This is a genomic window from Methylobacterium sp. M6A4_1b (genome assembly GCF_053345175.1).
Genome location: NZ_JBKEZQ010000006.1, coordinates 21,442 through 36,466 on the forward strand (window position 1 = coordinate 21,442; position 15,025 = coordinate 36,466).

Annotated in this window: 11 protein-coding genes and 1 tRNA gene; 5 read left to right on the forward strand and 7 right to left on the reverse strand. The window is 73.3% G+C overall.

Annotation, left to right across the window (positions count from 1 at the left end; genetic code table 11):
• The first annotated feature begins 3 nt into the window (after nt 1-3).
• Nucleotides 4-1,329, forward strand: coding sequence for a leucine-rich repeat-containing protein kinase family protein (locus tag ACLBWX_RS08120; RefSeq protein ID WP_447676563.1), 1,326 nt, complete (start codon nt 4-6; stop codon nt 1,327-1,329).
• Between the two features lie 133 nt (nt 1,330-1,462).
• The gene (locus ACLBWX_RS08125) at nt 1,463-1,825 is read left to right on the forward strand and encodes a hypothetical protein (protein WP_447676564.1); all 363 of its coding nucleotides are present in this window, start codon (nt 1,463-1,465) and stop codon (nt 1,823-1,825) included.
• Between the two features lie 144 nt (nt 1,826-1,969).
• Here the strand turns inward: ACLBWX_RS08125 and ACLBWX_RS08130 are convergent, their stop codons facing one another.
• Nucleotides 1,970-3,601 carry an alpha-D-glucose phosphate-specific phosphoglucomutase gene (locus tag ACLBWX_RS08130; RefSeq protein ID WP_447676565.1) on the reverse strand — a complete coding sequence of 544 codons (1,632 nt, stop codon included), beginning with the start codon at nt 3,599-3,601 and terminating at the stop codon, nt 1,970-1,972.
• Between the two features lie 273 nt (nt 3,602-3,874).
• Here ACLBWX_RS08130 and ACLBWX_RS08135 point away from each other — a divergent pair.
• The 3 genes from ACLBWX_RS08135 (at nt 3,875) to ACLBWX_RS08145 (ending at nt 9,336) form a co-directional block, all read left to right on the forward strand.
• Nucleotides 3,875-3,951 (forward strand) — tRNA-Cys (locus ACLBWX_RS08135).
• 198 nt (nt 3,952-4,149) lie between these two features.
• On the forward strand, nt 4,150-5,643 hold the full coding sequence (locus ACLBWX_RS08140) for a DUF2252 domain-containing protein (protein ID WP_447676566.1): 1,494 nt from the start codon (nt 4,150-4,152) through the stop codon (nt 5,641-5,643).
• A gap of 108 nt (nt 5,644-5,751) precedes the next feature.
• Nucleotides 5,752-9,336 carry a helicase-related protein gene (locus tag ACLBWX_RS08145; protein ID WP_447676567.1) on the forward strand — a complete coding sequence of 1,195 codons (3,585 nt, stop codon included), beginning with the start codon at nt 5,752-5,754 and terminating at the stop codon, nt 9,334-9,336.
• Between the two features lie 126 nt (nt 9,337-9,462).
• Here the strand turns inward: ACLBWX_RS08145 and ACLBWX_RS08150 are convergent, their stop codons facing one another.
• The 6 genes from ACLBWX_RS08150 to ACLBWX_RS08175 form a co-directional block, all read right to left on the reverse strand.
• Nucleotides 9,463-9,825 carry a hypothetical protein gene (locus ACLBWX_RS08150; RefSeq protein WP_447676568.1) on the reverse strand — a complete coding sequence of 121 codons (363 nt, stop codon included), beginning with the start codon at nt 9,823-9,825 and terminating at the stop codon, nt 9,463-9,465.
• A 160-nt stretch (nt 9,826-9,985) separates the two neighbouring features.
• Nucleotides 9,986-10,966 carry a sulfonate ABC transporter substrate-binding protein gene (locus tag ACLBWX_RS08155; RefSeq protein ID WP_447676569.1) on the reverse strand — a complete coding sequence of 327 codons (981 nt, stop codon included), beginning with the start codon at nt 10,964-10,966 and terminating at the stop codon, nt 9,986-9,988.
• Nucleotides 10,967-11,136: 170 nt separating this feature from the next.
• Nucleotides 11,137-12,300 (reverse strand): FMNH2-dependent alkanesulfonate monooxygenase, encoded by a 1,164-nt coding sequence (gene ssuD / locus ACLBWX_RS08160; RefSeq protein ID WP_447676570.1) that lies wholly within the window; start codon nt 12,298-12,300, stop codon nt 11,137-11,139.
• Between the two features lie 31 nt (nt 12,301-12,331).
• On the reverse strand, nt 12,332-13,180 hold the full coding sequence (locus ACLBWX_RS08165) for an ATP-binding cassette domain-containing protein (protein ID WP_447676571.1): 849 nt from the start codon (nt 13,178-13,180) through the stop codon (nt 12,332-12,334).
• A 75-nt stretch (nt 13,181-13,255) separates the two neighbouring features.
• Nucleotides 13,256-14,038, reverse strand: coding sequence for an aliphatic sulfonate ABC transporter permease SsuC (gene ssuC, locus ACLBWX_RS08170; RefSeq protein ID WP_447676572.1), 783 nt, complete (start codon nt 14,036-14,038; stop codon nt 13,256-13,258).
• A 7-nt stretch (nt 14,039-14,045) separates the two neighbouring features.
• The gene (locus tag ACLBWX_RS08175) at nt 14,046-15,017 is read right to left on the reverse strand and encodes an aliphatic sulfonate ABC transporter substrate-binding protein (RefSeq protein WP_447676573.1); all 972 of its coding nucleotides are present in this window, start codon (nt 15,015-15,017) and stop codon (nt 14,046-14,048) included.
• Nucleotides 15,018-15,025: the final 8 nt, after the last annotated feature.

Genomic DNA, 15,025 nt, shown 5'->3' on the forward strand with positions numbered 1-15,025 from the left:
GCGATGACCCGAGACCTGCTGGCCGCCCTGCGCCGGGGCGACTGCGCCGGCGCCCGGGTGCTGCGCTTTCCCCCCGGCCTCGCCGAGTTCCCGCGCGAGATCCTCGGGCTCGCCGACACCCTCGAACTCCTGGACCTGAGCGGCAGCCACCTCGATGCGCTGCCGGCGGAGTTCGGGCGCCTCCGGCACCTGCGCGTGCTGTTCTGCTCGGGCAGCCGCTTCACCCGCCTGCCGCCGGTGCTCGGCGAATGCCCGGCCCTGAGCCAGGTCGGCTTCCGCGGCACCGGGCTCGTGGAGGTGCCGGGCGAGGCCCTGCCCCCCGCCCTGCGCTGGCTCACGCTCACGGACAACCGCATCGCGACCCTGCCCGACGCCCTCGGGGCGCGCCCGCGCCTGCAGAAGCTCATGCTCTCGGGCAACGCCCTGGCGGCTCTGCCCGAGAGCCTGGCGGGGGCGCCGAACCTCGAACTGGTGCGCCTGGCCGCCAACCGCCTGGAGGCGCTGCCGCCCTGGCTGACCGGCCTGCCCGCCCTGGCCTGGACCTCCTTCGCCGGCAATCCCCTCGACGACGCGCCCGGGCAGCGCGACGTGCCGGGCGTCCCCTGGCGCGATCTCGAACCCGGCGCCCTCCTCGGCGAGGGCGCCTCGGGGCGCGTGCACCGGGCGCTCTGGCGCCGCGACGGAGCCCCGGCCGAGGCCGTCGCCCTGAAGCTGTTCAAGGGCGCCATGACCAGCGACGGCCTGCCCGAGCGCGAGATGGCCGCCTGCCTCGCGGCGGGGGCGCACCCGCACCTCACCGGCGCCCTCGGGCGGATCGTCGATCACCCGGAGGGCATGGAGGGGCTGCTGATGCCGCTGCTGCCGGCGGATTGGCGGGTGCTCGCCGGCCCGCCGAGCCTGGAGAGCTGCAGCCGCGACGTCTACGCGCCCGGCCTCGCCCTGTCGCCCGCGACGGCCCTGCGCATCGCCCGCGGCGCCGCGGAGGCCTGCGCCCATCTTCACGCCCGCGGCATCCTGCACGGCGACCTCTACGGCCACAACATCCTGTGGGACGGCACGGACGGGCGGGCCGTCGTCAGCGATTTCGGCGCCGCCTCGATCCTGCCCGGGGGCTCGGCCGGCGCGGCCCTGCGCCGGGTCGAGGTGCGGGCCTGGGGGCTGCTGCTGGGCGAACTCCTCGGCCTCGCGAACATCGGTTCCGGCCCCTGGCGCGACCTGGAGCGGGCCTGCACCGGGCCTCGGATCGAGGCGCGTCCGGAATTTCCGGACATCCTCGCCCTTCTCCCGACGATCGCGGCGAAGGGCCAGCGCGCCGGGCAAGACGAGTGATGCACGCAAAGCACAGACCCGGCGTGTCGTGAGCATCCGATCCGCCGAAACCCCGCCCGCGCCGGGTGCGGCCCCGATTTCGTCACGGTGGACCGCCAGGGACCACGGCCGGAATCAAGGGGTTACGGGTACCATGAAGGGATTCACCTCCGCGCTGCTGCTCATCGGCGTCCTCGCGGCGCCGCAGGCGGCGATGGCCGCGAGCAAGACCACGGTGGGCGTCGGCACCGGCGCGGTGGCGGGCGCCCTGGTCGGCGGCCCGGTGGGCGCGGTCGTGGGCGGCATCGTCGGCGGCTATATCGGCGCCACCTCCGAGAGCCCGCGTCCGCGCCGCCGCCGGGTCCGCGCCGCCCGGCGGGCCGCGGTCGCGCCGCGCAAGCTGCGGATGGCGGAGGAGCGCGCCGCGCCGGTTCGCCCGGCCGCCCCGGTCGCCACCGGCAGCCTCGCCCCGGTCACGACGGCCCCCGCCGCGACCACCTGGCAGAACCCGCGCTAGAAGGCGCCGCCCGCCCCGCGCCGGCCGTCGGCCGCGGGTCGCGGCGGGATCGTCCGCCGAGATCGGCACAGGCAGGGGCAGCGCGTGCGTGCCAGGCCGACACGCCGCGCCGTAATCACGGGCGCCCGTGCGGCCCCTCGCGCCTCAGGTGATGACGCTCGGCTCGGAGCGGCCGGTGAGCGCGGCGATGTCGGCGAGGGCGTTGGCGACCGCCACCACCGGGGCCAGCACCTCCGCCACCGGCAATTCGAGGCGGTCGGGCGCGGCTTCGTAGCGCTCGACATAGACCCGCAGGGTCGCGCCCGCGGTGCCGGTGCCGGAGAGGCGGTAGACCACCCGGGCATCCTCCGCGAAGGTGACGCGCACGCCCTGCTGCTCGGTGACGGAGCCGTCGACGGGATCGACGTAGCGGAAGTCGTCCGCGGCCGCGACGGTGAGGTCGCCGAGCCTCTGGCCCGGCAGGCCGGCGAGCTTGGCGCGCAGACCCTCCATCAGGCGCTTTGCGGCCTCCGAATCGATCTCCTCGTAATCGTGCCGGGTGTAGTAGTCGCGCCCGAACGTCGCCCAATGGCCCCGCACCACGGCGTCGGCCGGCTTGCCCGTGACCGCCAGGATGTTGAGCCAGATCAGCACGGCCCAGAGCCCGTCCTTCTCGCGGACGTGGTTCGAGCCGGTGCCGGCGCTCTCCTCGCCGCAGAGGGTGATCAGGCCGGCATCGAGCAGGTTGCCGAAGAACTTCCAGCCGGTGGGTGTCTCGTAGGCCTTGATGCCCAGCGACGCCGCCACGCGGTCGAGGGCCCGGCTCGTCGGCATGGAGCGGGCGACGCCCGCGAGGCCCTTGGCGTAGCCCGGGGCGAGGTGGGCATGCGCCGCGAGGATCGCGAGGCTGTCGCTCGGCGTCACGAACAGGCCGGGCGCCACGATCATGTTGCGGTCGCCGTCGCCGTCCGAGGCCGCGCCGAGATTCGGTGCCTGCGCGCTCAGCATCAGTTCGTAGAGGTCGTGGGCGTGGACGGGGTTCGGGTCCGGATGGTGCCCGCCGAAATCCTCCCGCGGCGTGCCGTTGAGGACGGTGCCGGGCTCGGCGCCGAACACGCCCTCGAGGATGGCGTGGGCGTAGGGACCCGTGACCGCGCTCATGGCGTCGAAGCGCATGCGGAAGCCGCTCGCGAACAGGCGCGTGATCGCGTCGAAGTCGATGAGCTCGCGCATCAGCGCGAGGTAGTCCGCGACGGGGTCGATCACCGCGACGGTCATGTCGCCGATCCGGGTCTCGCCGATCGTGTCGAGGTCGAGATCGGGACCCGCGACGATCCGGTATTCGGTCAGCGCCCTGGTGCGGGCGTAGATCGCCGCCGTGACGGTCTCGGGGGCCGGGCCGCCATTGGCGGTGTTGAACTTGATGCCGAAATCGCCCTCCGGCCCGCCCGGGTTGTGGCTCGCCGACAGGATGATGCCGCCGATGGCGCCGTGCTTGCGGATGACGCAGGAGGCGGCCGGGGTCGAGAGCAGGCCGCCCCGGCCCACCAGCACGCGGGCGAAGCCGTTGGCGGCGGCGATCTTCAGGGTGGTCTGCACCACCTGGCGGTTCAGGAAGCGCCCGTCGCCGCCGAGGACCAGGGTCGTGCCGGCCCGGTCGGGGATGCAGTCGATGATCGCCTGGACGAAGTTCTCGACGTAGCGCGCCTGCCGGAAGACCGGCACCTTCTTGCGCAGGCCGGACGTGCCCGGCTTCTGGTCGTCATAGGGCGTCGTCGGGACGGACGTTACGGACATCGGTCGAGCACTCCTGAATCGCCGCGCTCAAGAACGCGGTTTGCCCGCGCGGGTCAATCGGCCACGGCCCGCGGGGATGGCGGTCGAGGCACCGGCAGGGATCAGCCGGCCGCCGCCGGGGGTCGGGCGAAGCATCGCGCCGACGGGCGTGGGGATCGCACAGCATAGCGGCGCGGCACGGACCGGATTGATCTTCATCCTCCGCTAACGGACTTGGCACGCCCAAGATATCACCCGCTTGATTCACCGCGAGATCCATGCTTGTTGGTTTTCGGCCAGGTGGGTGAGTGTAAAGCCAGGATCCCTGCAAGGATTCGCACGTCCGGTTCAAATCCGGACCCCGGCCTCCACTCCGCGATGCGGCCGATCATCCTCGTGGTCGATCGGATCGTTGCAGGGCGGCGCAGCGTCCACGGTCACGACATCTCCGGTGACGGGTGCGAACGACTTTCGGCCGGGATGAACGCCGGCGCTGAGACGTGTTGCCCCGGGAACGATCGCAAACGGTCAAGATTTGTCCTTCACGAATTCGCGTGTGAGGACCGTGCATGGACTGCCCCCAGGATGTCGGCCTTCGCGTCGACGAGTCGAGCGTGACCGAGATCCGGCAGGAGGCCGAGGACATCCTGCTGGCGCCGCTCGCCGACATCCCGCGCATCAACCTGCGCGAGGCGGGCGAGCCCTGGGACAGGCGCCGGCACGCCGGCAAGGCCCTGCGCGCGGTCGTTCCCCACGCGGCCCACGCCGCCTGGACGCCGCCCGGCGACCGGCCGGACCCCGTCTCCCTGATCGAGGCGGCGCATCGCGGACGCCAGGAGCAGCTGATTCCCCTGCGGGTCGCCCGCATGGCGAGCTCGCCCTTCGCCTTCCTGCGCGGGGCCGCCCACGTCATGGCCTGGGACCTCGCCCACACGCCGCGCAGCGGCATCGCGGTGGTGATGAACGGTGACGCGCATCTGGCCAATTTCGGCCTGTTCGGCACGCCCCAGCGCGACATCGTCCTCGACCTCAACGACTTCGACGAGGTCACGATCGGCCCCTGGGAATGGGACCTGAAGCGGCTCGTCGCCAGCATCGAGGTGGCGGCGCGCACCGACGGGGTCGACAAGGCCGAGCGCCGCGAGGCCACCCGCGCGGCGGTGGCGGGCTACCAGCACACCATGACCGAGCTGTCGCCGCAGGGACCCCTCGACGTCTGGCACCAGGCGGCCCGGGCCGACCAGCTCGACTTCGCCGGCCTCACCATCGACGCCCATTCCGAGGCGGTCATCGCCAAGGCGGTGGAGAAGGCGCGCCGGAAGCACAACAAGAGCCTGCTCGCCCGGGTCGGCGAGCGCCGCACCGACGGCGGCTGGCGCTTCAAGGAGGAACCCCCGATCCTCACCGGCGTCGATGCGGAGACCCGCGAGGCGGTGATCGGCGGCCTGGAGCACTATGCCGAGACCCTGCCGCGCGAGCGCCGGTTCATGCTCAGCCGCTACCACGTGGTGGACGTCGCCCACCGGGTCGTCGGGGTCGGCAGCGTGGGCACCCGCGCCTATGTCGCCCTCCTGTGCGGGAATTCCGACCAGGACGTGCTCTTCCTCCAGGTCAAGGAGGCGGTGACGCCGGCCCACGCCCCCTACCTCGCCGGCATGCCCGACGCCTACGGCGACCACGAGGGCGAGCGGGTGATCTACGGCCAGCGCCTGCTCCAGGCGGTGGGCGACCCGCTGCTGGGCTGGACCACCATCGCCGATCGCCCGTTCTACGTGCGCCAGATGAAGAACATGAAGGGCGACATCCCCGTCGCCGGGCTCACGGGGCAGCCGCTGATCACCTTCTCCTGGGCCTACGGCGCCCTGCTGGCGCGGGCCCACGCCCGCACGGGGGATGCGGCCGCCATCGCGGGCTATTGCGGTCGCGACCGGCATTGCGACCTGCGCGAGGCCCTGGCGGACTGGGCCTTCGCCTACGGCGACCAGAACGAGGCCGACTTCGTCGCCTTCCAGGCCGCCATCGCCCAGGGCCGCCTTGAGGCGGCGCCCGACCCGGAGATGTGATCCACAGGCCTGCGACAAACTGGGGACGGACGGCGAAAGCGCGGAGCCGGGGAGGCGTCGGCCGCGTTTCCGGAATCCCATCCTCGAGCCGGGCAGCGCACACCCCATATGGCAAAACGCAGGACTGCGTCGTCTCCCGCTCCGACCGCGACGGCCAAGGAGCCGGCCAAGGGCAAGGCCAAGCCACCCGCTGAGGCCAAGCCTCCTGCCAAGGCCAAGCCTCCTGCCAAGGCCAAGCCTCCTGCCAAGGCCAAGCCGCCTGCCAAGGCCAAGCCGCCTGCCAAGGTCAAGCCTCCTGCCAAGGTCAAGCTCTTTGCCGGGGCGGCGCCGAAGCCGGCATCCGCGCAGGTATCCGCGAAGGCATCCGCGAACGCCCCCCGCCCCGTCGTCGCGCCGGCCCCCACCCCGGAGATCGTCGCTCCGCTCGTGCCCACCGGCGCCCTCGCGGTCGCTCTCCTGGACCTGACGCAGACCGGCAGGCCCCTGGTCCACATGGCCCGCGAGAGCCACCGGCTCGACCGGATCGCGAAGATCCTGCGGGCGCTCTCGCCGGAGCGCAGCGTCGCGATCTACCCGGAATGGGACTGCCTGCCCTACGACCGCGCCTCGCCGTCGCGCGGGGTGATGGGCGCGCGCGCCGGCGTGCTGCGCTGGCTCACCGACACGGCGGCCCTGCCCGACATCGTGCTCACCACCGCCCCGGCCCTGATCCAGCGCGTGCCCCCGGCCGGGACCTGGGCGCAGGCGCGGCTGGAGCTTCGCGTCGGCGACGCCCTCGATCCCTCCGCCGTCTCCGCCTTCCTGCAGCGCCTCGGCTACATCCTCGACGACCGGGTCGACGAGCCCGGCGAGGTGGCGGTCTGGGGCCGCACCGTCGACGTCTTCCCGGCCGCCGCCGACCGGCCCTGCCGCATCGAGTACGAGGAGGGCCGGGTCACCGCGATCCGCTCCTACGACCCGGTCTCGCAGCGCTCCCTGGCCGATGCCGACGTGCTGGTGATCGATCCCGCCACCGAGATCGTGCTGCCCGAGGGCTCGGAGAGCCGGCTCGTGCCCTTCACCGGCCAGGAACACGGCCTCGCCCGGTACTACCCGTCCCTCGTCACCGTCCTCGATCAGGTGCCCGCCGCGCGCCTCGTCGTCGAGGACGGGGCGGAGGAGCGGGCGCAGGCCTTCTTCGAGCAGATCGCGGAAGGCCGCGAGGCCGCGGCCCGGTCCCGGCGCGGCGGGGCCGACGATGGCGGGCTCTACCTCAGCCCCGAGGACTGGGCGGCGCAGCTGGCCGCGCGCCGGGTCGCCGAGGCGCAAGGTGGCGGCGGCGCGGACCTCACCATGCCGGTCTTCGTGCGCAAGGCCCGGCCGAACACGGCTTTGGCCGAGACCCTGCGCGAGCGCCTGAAGGCGGGCGACCGCATCCTCCTCACGGGGCCGGTCGAGCCGCTGGCGCGGCTGGTCCGCATCGCCGAGCGGGCGCTGGGACGCAAGGCGCGGCCGGTGCGGGCCTGGGCCGAGGCCGTCGCGGCCAAGCCCGGCGCGCTCCTCGCCCTGGAGGCCCCGATCGAGGCGGGCTTCCGGGTGCCCGGCGCGGGGATGGCGGTGATCGCCGCCGCCGACCTCTTCGGCGGGAACGTCGCCACCGCGCCGGCCGGAGGCCCGAGCGCCATCCTGCCCATCGGCGAGGTCGAGCTGCGCATCGGCGACGTCGCCGTCGATCGCGACAACGGGCTCTGCGTCTTCGAAGGCCTCGCGGCGGTCGGGACCGGCGACGGCGGGACCGAGGACGCCCTGCGCCTGCGCTTTGCCGGCGACGGCATCCTGATGGTGCCGGTCTCGCAGGCCGACCGGATCTGGCGCTACGGCTCCGAGGTCGAGGCCGTGACCCTCGACAAGCTGGAGGGCGGAAGCTGGGGGCGCCGCCGCCTCGAGGCGGAGGCCTGCATGGCCCGGGCCGCCCGGGTGATGCTGGCCGATGCCGAGAAGCGCCGGGCGATCCGGGCACCGGTGCTGGTGCCGCCCGACCGCGCGATGGAGCGCTTCGCCGCCGGCTTCGGCTTCGCGCTGACCGCCGACCAGGCGAGCGCCGTCACCGGCGTGATGGCGGACCTCGCCTCGGGCCGTCCGATGGACCGCCTCGTCTGCGGCGATGTCGGCTTCGGCAAGACCGAGGTGGCCCTGCGGGCCGCCGCCGCGGCCGTGTTCGCCGGAAAGCAGGTGGCGATCGTCGCCCCGACCACGGTGCTGGCGCGCCAGCACGTGCAGACCTTCGCCCGGCGCTTCGCCCGCTTCGGCATCGCGGTCGCCCACCTCTCCCGGCTCGTCTCGGCCCCCGAGGCCAAGCGGGTGAAGGCGGGGCTGGCCGACGGGTCGATCCGCCTCGTGGTCGGCACCCACTGCCTCGCGGCCAAGGGCGTGGGCTTCGCCGATCTCGGCCTGATGGTCATCGACGAGGAGCAGCGCTTCGGCGCCAGGATCAAGCAGGGGCTGCGGGAGGCGGCCGGCGACGGCCACGTGCTCACGCTGACCGCGACCCCGATTCCCCGCACCCTGCAGAGCGCGCTGGTCGGGCTCCAGAGCCTCAGCGTCATCGCGACGCCGCCCTCCGTGCGCCAGCCCATCCGCACCGTGATCGCGCCCTTCGAGGAGGAGGCGATGCGCGACGCCCTCACGCGCGAGCACCGTCGCGGCGGCCAGAGCTTCGTGGTCTGCCCGCGCATCGAGGACATCGCCCCGATGGCGGCCCGCCTCGCCAAGCTCGTCCCGGACCTGCAGACCCGGGTGGCCCATGGCGACCTCAACGCCGCCGAGATGGACGACGTGATGGTGCGCTTCGCCGACGGCGAGGGCGACGTGCTGCTCGCCACCAGCATCATCGAGAGCGGGCTCGACGTGCCGCGCGCCAACACCATGCTGGTGTGGGACGCCGAGCGCTTCGGCCTGTCGCAGCTGCACCAGCTGCGCGGCCGGGTCGGGCGCGGCCAGCGCCGCGGCGTGGTCTACCTCCTCAGCCGCCCCGACCGCCCGCTGACGCCCGCCACCGAGAAGCGCCTGCGGACGCTGGAGGCCCTCGACCGCCTCGGCGCGGGCTTCGCCATCAGCGCCCGGGACCTCGATCTGCGCGGGGCGGGCGACCTCGTGGGCGAGAACCAGGCCGGCCACGTCAAGCTGATCGGCCTCGGGCTCTACCAGCACCTGCTGCACCTGGCGCTGCGCGCCGCCAAGGGCGAGCCCGCCGAGGACTGGAACCCGGAGATCCGTCTCGGCCTCTCCGGCGCGGTGCCGGCCGATTACGTGCCCGAGCCGGAGGTCCGCTTGAGCCTCTACACCCGCACCCTGCGCCTCACGAACCCGGAGGAGGTCGAGGCCCTGCGCAGCGAGGTGGTCGACCGCTTCGGCCCGCCGCCGGCCCCCTTCGAGGACCTGATCGCGCTGGCCCGCCTCCGGGTCGGCTGCCTGGCGCTGGGCATCCACCGCCTCAGCGGCGGGCCGCAGGGTCTGGCCGCCGACCTGCGGCCGAACGCGCCGCCGCTGCAGGTGCCCGTCCACGCCCATATCCTGCGCAAGGACAACCGGGTGCTGCTGCGCCAGGGCAGCGACGACCCGGCGACGCGCGGCCGACTCGCCGCCGCCTTCCTGGAGCGGCTTCGGGCACAGGGGGAGCGCGCGGCAACGGCTTCGATCACCGCTTGCCCTTGAACGCATGATTCGGCGTGATGTGATTGGGAGGCGTCGGATCGCGAAGGCGCGTGACCAGAACGACGGCGAGCGCGCCGGTCACCGCAATCACGGCGACCGTCGTAAGTCTGTCGGACCGGCCGCGCTTCACAGGCAGGTCGCGCCCTGGTCTCCCGTCGCCGTGACGAGATGGCCGTCCCGCGCCTGCCAGCGCACGCGCCACGTGACGACGCAGGCCGACATCGGCAACCGGACAAAGGCCCATCGCGTCTCGGGCGTGTCCGAAGCCCCGGTGGAGTGCTGGGCGAAGCCCTCGGCGCTTAGACGCCGGATCAGGTCGGCCTCGGGAAACCCGGGCGGAAAGATGTCGGCGACGCGCGCCCGGAAGGCGATGTCGGCCTCGGCGAAACGATCCGGCAGCCCTTGGACGAGGGGTGGCTTCGTGATCGCCGGCGCGGCGGCCTGGAGCGCCCATAACGGTACAGCGATCAGGGTGTCGAGCGTGACCAAGACCACTCCCACGAACAGGAGGACGAATGTCCGACCCTTCACGTGCCCCCCGTGGATTGGATGCCGTCGGTTCACGTCGGAACCGACGGCACGGTAGCGCTCGACCCACGAAATCTCAATCCAGAGATGTGCCGCCCGACGTGGCCGGAACCACGCCGCTCTAGCTCCCGGGCTTCCTCACCGCCGAGGCCACGTCCACGGGCTTCGGCAGCAGGCCGAGGCGGTGGAAGGTGTCGGCGACCTTCTGCTGGTCGGCGGTGGTCTCGGCGTTCAGGGGCGTGACCCCGTAGGTGAGGCGGCGCAGGGCCACCGTGAGGATCGGCGCCGGGATGCCGACGGAGGGGGCGAGCTCGGCCGCCACCGCGTCGGTGTTCTCCTTGGCCCAGGCGTCGATCTCGCCGATCGCCGCGAGCGTGGCGTCGAGGGCCGGGCCGTTGGCCGCCGCGTAGGCGCGGGTCGAGAGGTAGAACTGTCGGTTCGGCACGAGGTCGGTGCCGTCGACGAGGATGCGCCCGCCGGTGCTGCGCTCGCCCGAGGCGAGGTAGGGGTCCCAGATCGCCCAGGCATCGACGGCCCCCCGCGCGAAGGCGGCGGCCCCGTCGGCCGGCGCCAGGAAGGTCGGGGTCACCGCCTCGTAGGGCACGCCCGCCTGCTCCAGGGCCCGGACCAGGAAGTAGTGGACGTTGGAGCCCTTGTTGAGGGCGATCTTCTTGCCGCGCAGGTCGGCGACCGTCCGGATCGGGCCGTCCTTCGCCACCAGGATCGCCTCGCCCTTGGGGGCGGCCGGCTCGTGGCCGACATAGAGCAGGTCCGGGTTGGCGGCCTGGGCGAAGATCGGGGGCGCCTCGCCGGCCGAGCCGAGATCGACGGCCCCGGCGTTCAGCGCCTCCATCAGGGGCGGCCCCGAGGGGAACTCGGCCCAGGTGACGCGGTAGCCGAGCGGCTTCAGGCGCTGCTCCAGCAGGCCCTTGCCCTTGAGGAGGACCAGGGTGCCGTATTTCTGGTAGCCGATCCGGATCACCTTCTCGTCCGCGCGGGCGTGGAGCGCGCCGACGGTCAGGAGCGCCAGGGTGGTGAGGAGGATCCAGGCGCGGCGGGTGCCGTCGGAGCGCAGGGACAGAACGCGGGTGGCGGCGGGCATGGGGGAAATCCTCCTCGTGTCGGGACCCTCCTCCCCCCTGTGGGGAGGCGTTGGAGGTGGGGGTGGTCGGGTGACGCTCGAGGGGCGGAGGCCAGCGGCGGCGCCCCCACCCTCGGTCCCTCCCCACGAGGGGGAGGGAAGGCGGCTCGTTCTGCGAGGAGAGGGCTCGCTCAATGCGCCGCGATGCGGCGGCTGGGCACGATGTCGTTGGCGATGACCTCGCCGAACGGACCGTTGTTGCGGGCGTTGCTCGGGCCGACGCCGGTGGTGGCGCGCAGGGGGAGCTTGGGGAAGACCAGCTCGGCGAAGCGGTAGGCCTCCTCCAGGTGCGGGTAGCCCGAGAGGATGAAGCGGTCGATGCCGAGGTCGATGTACTCCTTCATCCGGTCGGCGACCTGATCGGCCGAGCCGACCAGGGCGGTGCCGGCGCCGCCGCGCACGAGGCCGACGCCGGCCCAGAGATTCGGCGAGACCTCGAGCTTGGTGCGGTCGCCCCCGTGCAGGGCCATCATGCGGCTCTGGCCCACGGAATCCTGGCGCTTCAGGGTCGCCTGGGCCTTGGCGATGGTCTCGTCGTCGAGGCGCGAGATCAGGTTCTCGGCAGCGGCCCAGGCCTCCCCTTCCGTCTCGCGCACGATGACGTGCAGGCGGATGCCGTAGGAGAAGGTCTTGCCCCTGCGGTCGGCGGCCTCCCGCGCCTTGGCGATCTTCTCGGCCACACCCGCCGGGGGCTCGCCCCAGGTCAGGTAGACCTCGCAATGCTCGGCCGCGACCTCGATGCCGGCCGGCGAGGAGCCGCCGAAGTACAGCGGCGGATAGGGCGTCTGCACGGGCGGGAAGATCACCCGGCCCTCCTGCACCTTGAGGTGCTTGCCTTCGTAGGACACCGTCTCGCCGGACATCAGCCCGCGCCAGATGTGCAGGAACTCGTCCGTCACGACGTAGCGCTCGTCGTGGTCGAGGAAGACGCCGTCGCCGCGCAGCTCGACGGGGTCGCCGCCCGTGACGACGTTGATGAGCAGGCGCCCGTCCGAGATCCGGTCGAGGGTCGCGGCCATGCGGGCGGCCATGGACGGCTCCTGCAGGCCGGGGCGGACGGCGACGAGGAAGCGCAGGCGCTTCGTGAGCGGCGCCAGGGCCGAGGCCACCACCCAGGAATCCTCGCAGGAGCGGCCGGTGGGCAGGAGCACGCCGTAATAGCCGAGCTCGTCGGCCGCCTGGGCGATCTGGCGGAGATACGAGATCGAGACGTCGCGGGCGCCTTCCTGGGCGCCGAGATAGCGGCCGTCGCCGTGGGTCGGGAGGAACCAGAGTACGTCGGTCTGTCCGGTCATGGGAAAACTCTCTTGCGGTTAGAGGCGGCGCTCAGGACGGCGCGCGCTCGGACAACAGGTGGTCGAGGATGCGGCCTTCCAGGGCCGCGAGGTCGGCATCGCCCCGCCGGCGGGGGCGCGGCACGTCCACGGCGACGTCGAGGGCGATGCGGCCGGCCTCCACCACGAGGATGCGGTCGGCCATCGCCACGGCTTCGGCGACGTCGTGGGTGACGAGGATCGCGGTGAAGCCCTGCGCCTGCCAGATGCGCTCGATCATCGCCTGCATGTCGATGCGGGTCAGGGCGTCCAGCGCGCCGAGGGGTTCGTCGAGGGCGAGGAGCCCCGGGTGGCTGACGAGGGCGCGGGCCAGCGCCACCCGCTGGCGCTGGCCGCCCGACAGGGTCGCGGGCCAGTTGCCGGCCTTCTCGGTGAGGCCGACCTCGGCCAGCGCCGCCTCGGCCCGGGCGCGGCGCTCCGCCCTGGGGCCGCCCTCGCCGAGGCCCACCGCCACGTTGTCGACGACCCGGGCCCAGGGCAGCAGGCGCGGCTCCTGGAACATGATCCGCTTCGGCGGCGTGCGCACCGCGCGCGATTCGAGGGCGATGCGGCCGGCGCTCGGCTGCTCCAGGCCGAGGATCAGGCGCAGCAGGGTGCTCTTGCCGCAGCCCGAGCGCCCGACCACGGCCACGAACTGCCCGGCCGGGATGTGCAGGTCGAGTCCCTCGATCACCGTGTGGCCGTCGAAGGCCTTCCTGAGGTCCCGGATGGTGACGCCGATGCCGGTCGAGGACGGCGCGGGCGGCGCCGCGGCGCGGGTCGCCTTCGGCGCGGCGACGGCGCGGGCGTCCGGCTCACGGGTCCGGGTGTCCTCGAGGACGCGATGGGCGGTGGCGAGCATGGAGGGGACCGTCGGATCTGGAGATGGGATCTGGGAGAGGGGGGTGCGGGCTCCCGGCGCGGCGCCGCCGGCGCCTCACGCGTTCCGGTAGGCCGGGTTCCAGGCCAGGAACCGCCGCTCCAGCAGCCGGGTCACGGCGTCGGCGGCCTTGCCGAGGCCGGCATAGATCACGATGGCCAGCACCACGACGTCCACCAGCATGAACTCGCGGGCCTGCATGGCCATGTAGCCGAGGCCGGAGGAGGCCGAGATCGTCTCGGCGACGATCAGCGTCAGCCACATGATGCCGAGCGCGTAGCGCAGGCCCACGAAGATCGACGGCAGCGCGCCGGGCAGGACCACGCGCCGGAACAGGGTGGTGGGCGACATGCCGTAGACCCGGCCCATCTCGACGAGCTGCGGGTCCACCGAGCGGATGCCGTGCAGGGTGTTGGCGTAGACGGGGAAGAACACCCCGATGGCCACGAGGAAGAGCTTGGCCTCCTCGTCGATGCCGAACCACAGGATCACGAGCGGGATCAGCGACAGGTGCGGGATGTTGCGGATCATCTGCAGCGTCGTGTCGGTGAGGCGCTCGGAGAGCCGCGACAGCCCGTTGGCGAGGCCGAGCGCGAAGCCGATGCCGCCGCCGATGAGGAAGCCGACGGCCGCCCGGGCGAAGCTGATCGAGAGGTTGGTCCAGAGCTCGCCGCTGCGCGCGGCCTGCCAGCCCGCCGCAAGGACGCCGGAGGGCGCCGGCATGAACCGGGTGGAGACGAGGCCGGTGGAGGCGGCGACCTGCCAGCCGAGCAGGATCGCGGCCGGCACCAGCCAGGGCGTCAGGCGCTCGAGGGTGCGGATGCCGAGGGATGGGGTCATGGCAGGGTCAGCCCTTGCTCGCCGGGGGAGCCGGCGGGGTCCACACGGCATCGCGGACGCGGATGGGATTGGCGATCAGGCCCAGGGCCTGGAAGCGGTCGGCCACGCGCTGCTGGCCGGCGATGACCGGCTCGGAGAGCGGCGCGATCACGTAGACGCTGCGGTCGACGGCCCGCCGGGTCGCGTCGAGGGGCACGCCGGTGCCCTTCGAGAGCAGGGCGGCGACCTCCGGGCGATGCGCCTCGCACCAGGCCGCGACCTCGGCCAGGGCGGAGACCGCCGCCTGGACCACGGGGGCGTTCGCCTGCGTGAAGTCCCGGTTGCCGAGGAAGAAGTTGGTGGGCTTCTCGATCTCGGCGGCGCTGGCCAGGATGCGGGTGCCGGGCTGGCGCTCGGCGATGGCGAAGTAGGGGTCCCAGATCGCCCAGGCGTCGACGGCGCCGCGCGCGAAGGCGGCCGCCGCATCGGCGGGCGCCAGGGTCACGGGCTCGATGTCCGCGTAGGTCAGCCCGGCCTTCTCGAGCGCGCGGACGACGAGGTAATGCGCGCTCGACCCCTTGGCGAAGGCGACGCGCTTCCCCTTGAGATCGGCGAGCGCCGTCAGGGACGAGCCCTGCGGCACCAGGATGGCCTCGCCGGAGCCGCCGGCATCCTGGGCCGCCACGTAGAGCAGGGTGTTGCCCGCGGCCTGGGCGAAGACCGGGGGCGGCGCGCCGGTCTGGCCGAAATCGATGGCGCCCATGCCCAGAGCCTCGAGGACGGGAGGTCCGAACGAGAACTCGGTCCAGCGCACGGACACGCCGAGCGGCTTGAGCGCCTGCTCGATGGTGCCCTGCTGCTTGGCGACGACGAGGATGCCGTTCTTCTGGTAGCCGATCCGGAAGGTGCCGCCCTCGGCGGCCCGGGCCGCCCGGATCGCCGGTCCGGGCAGGGCGGCCGCCGCGAGGGCGCCGGCGACGAGGTGGCGTCGGGAGAGCATCGCCGGAC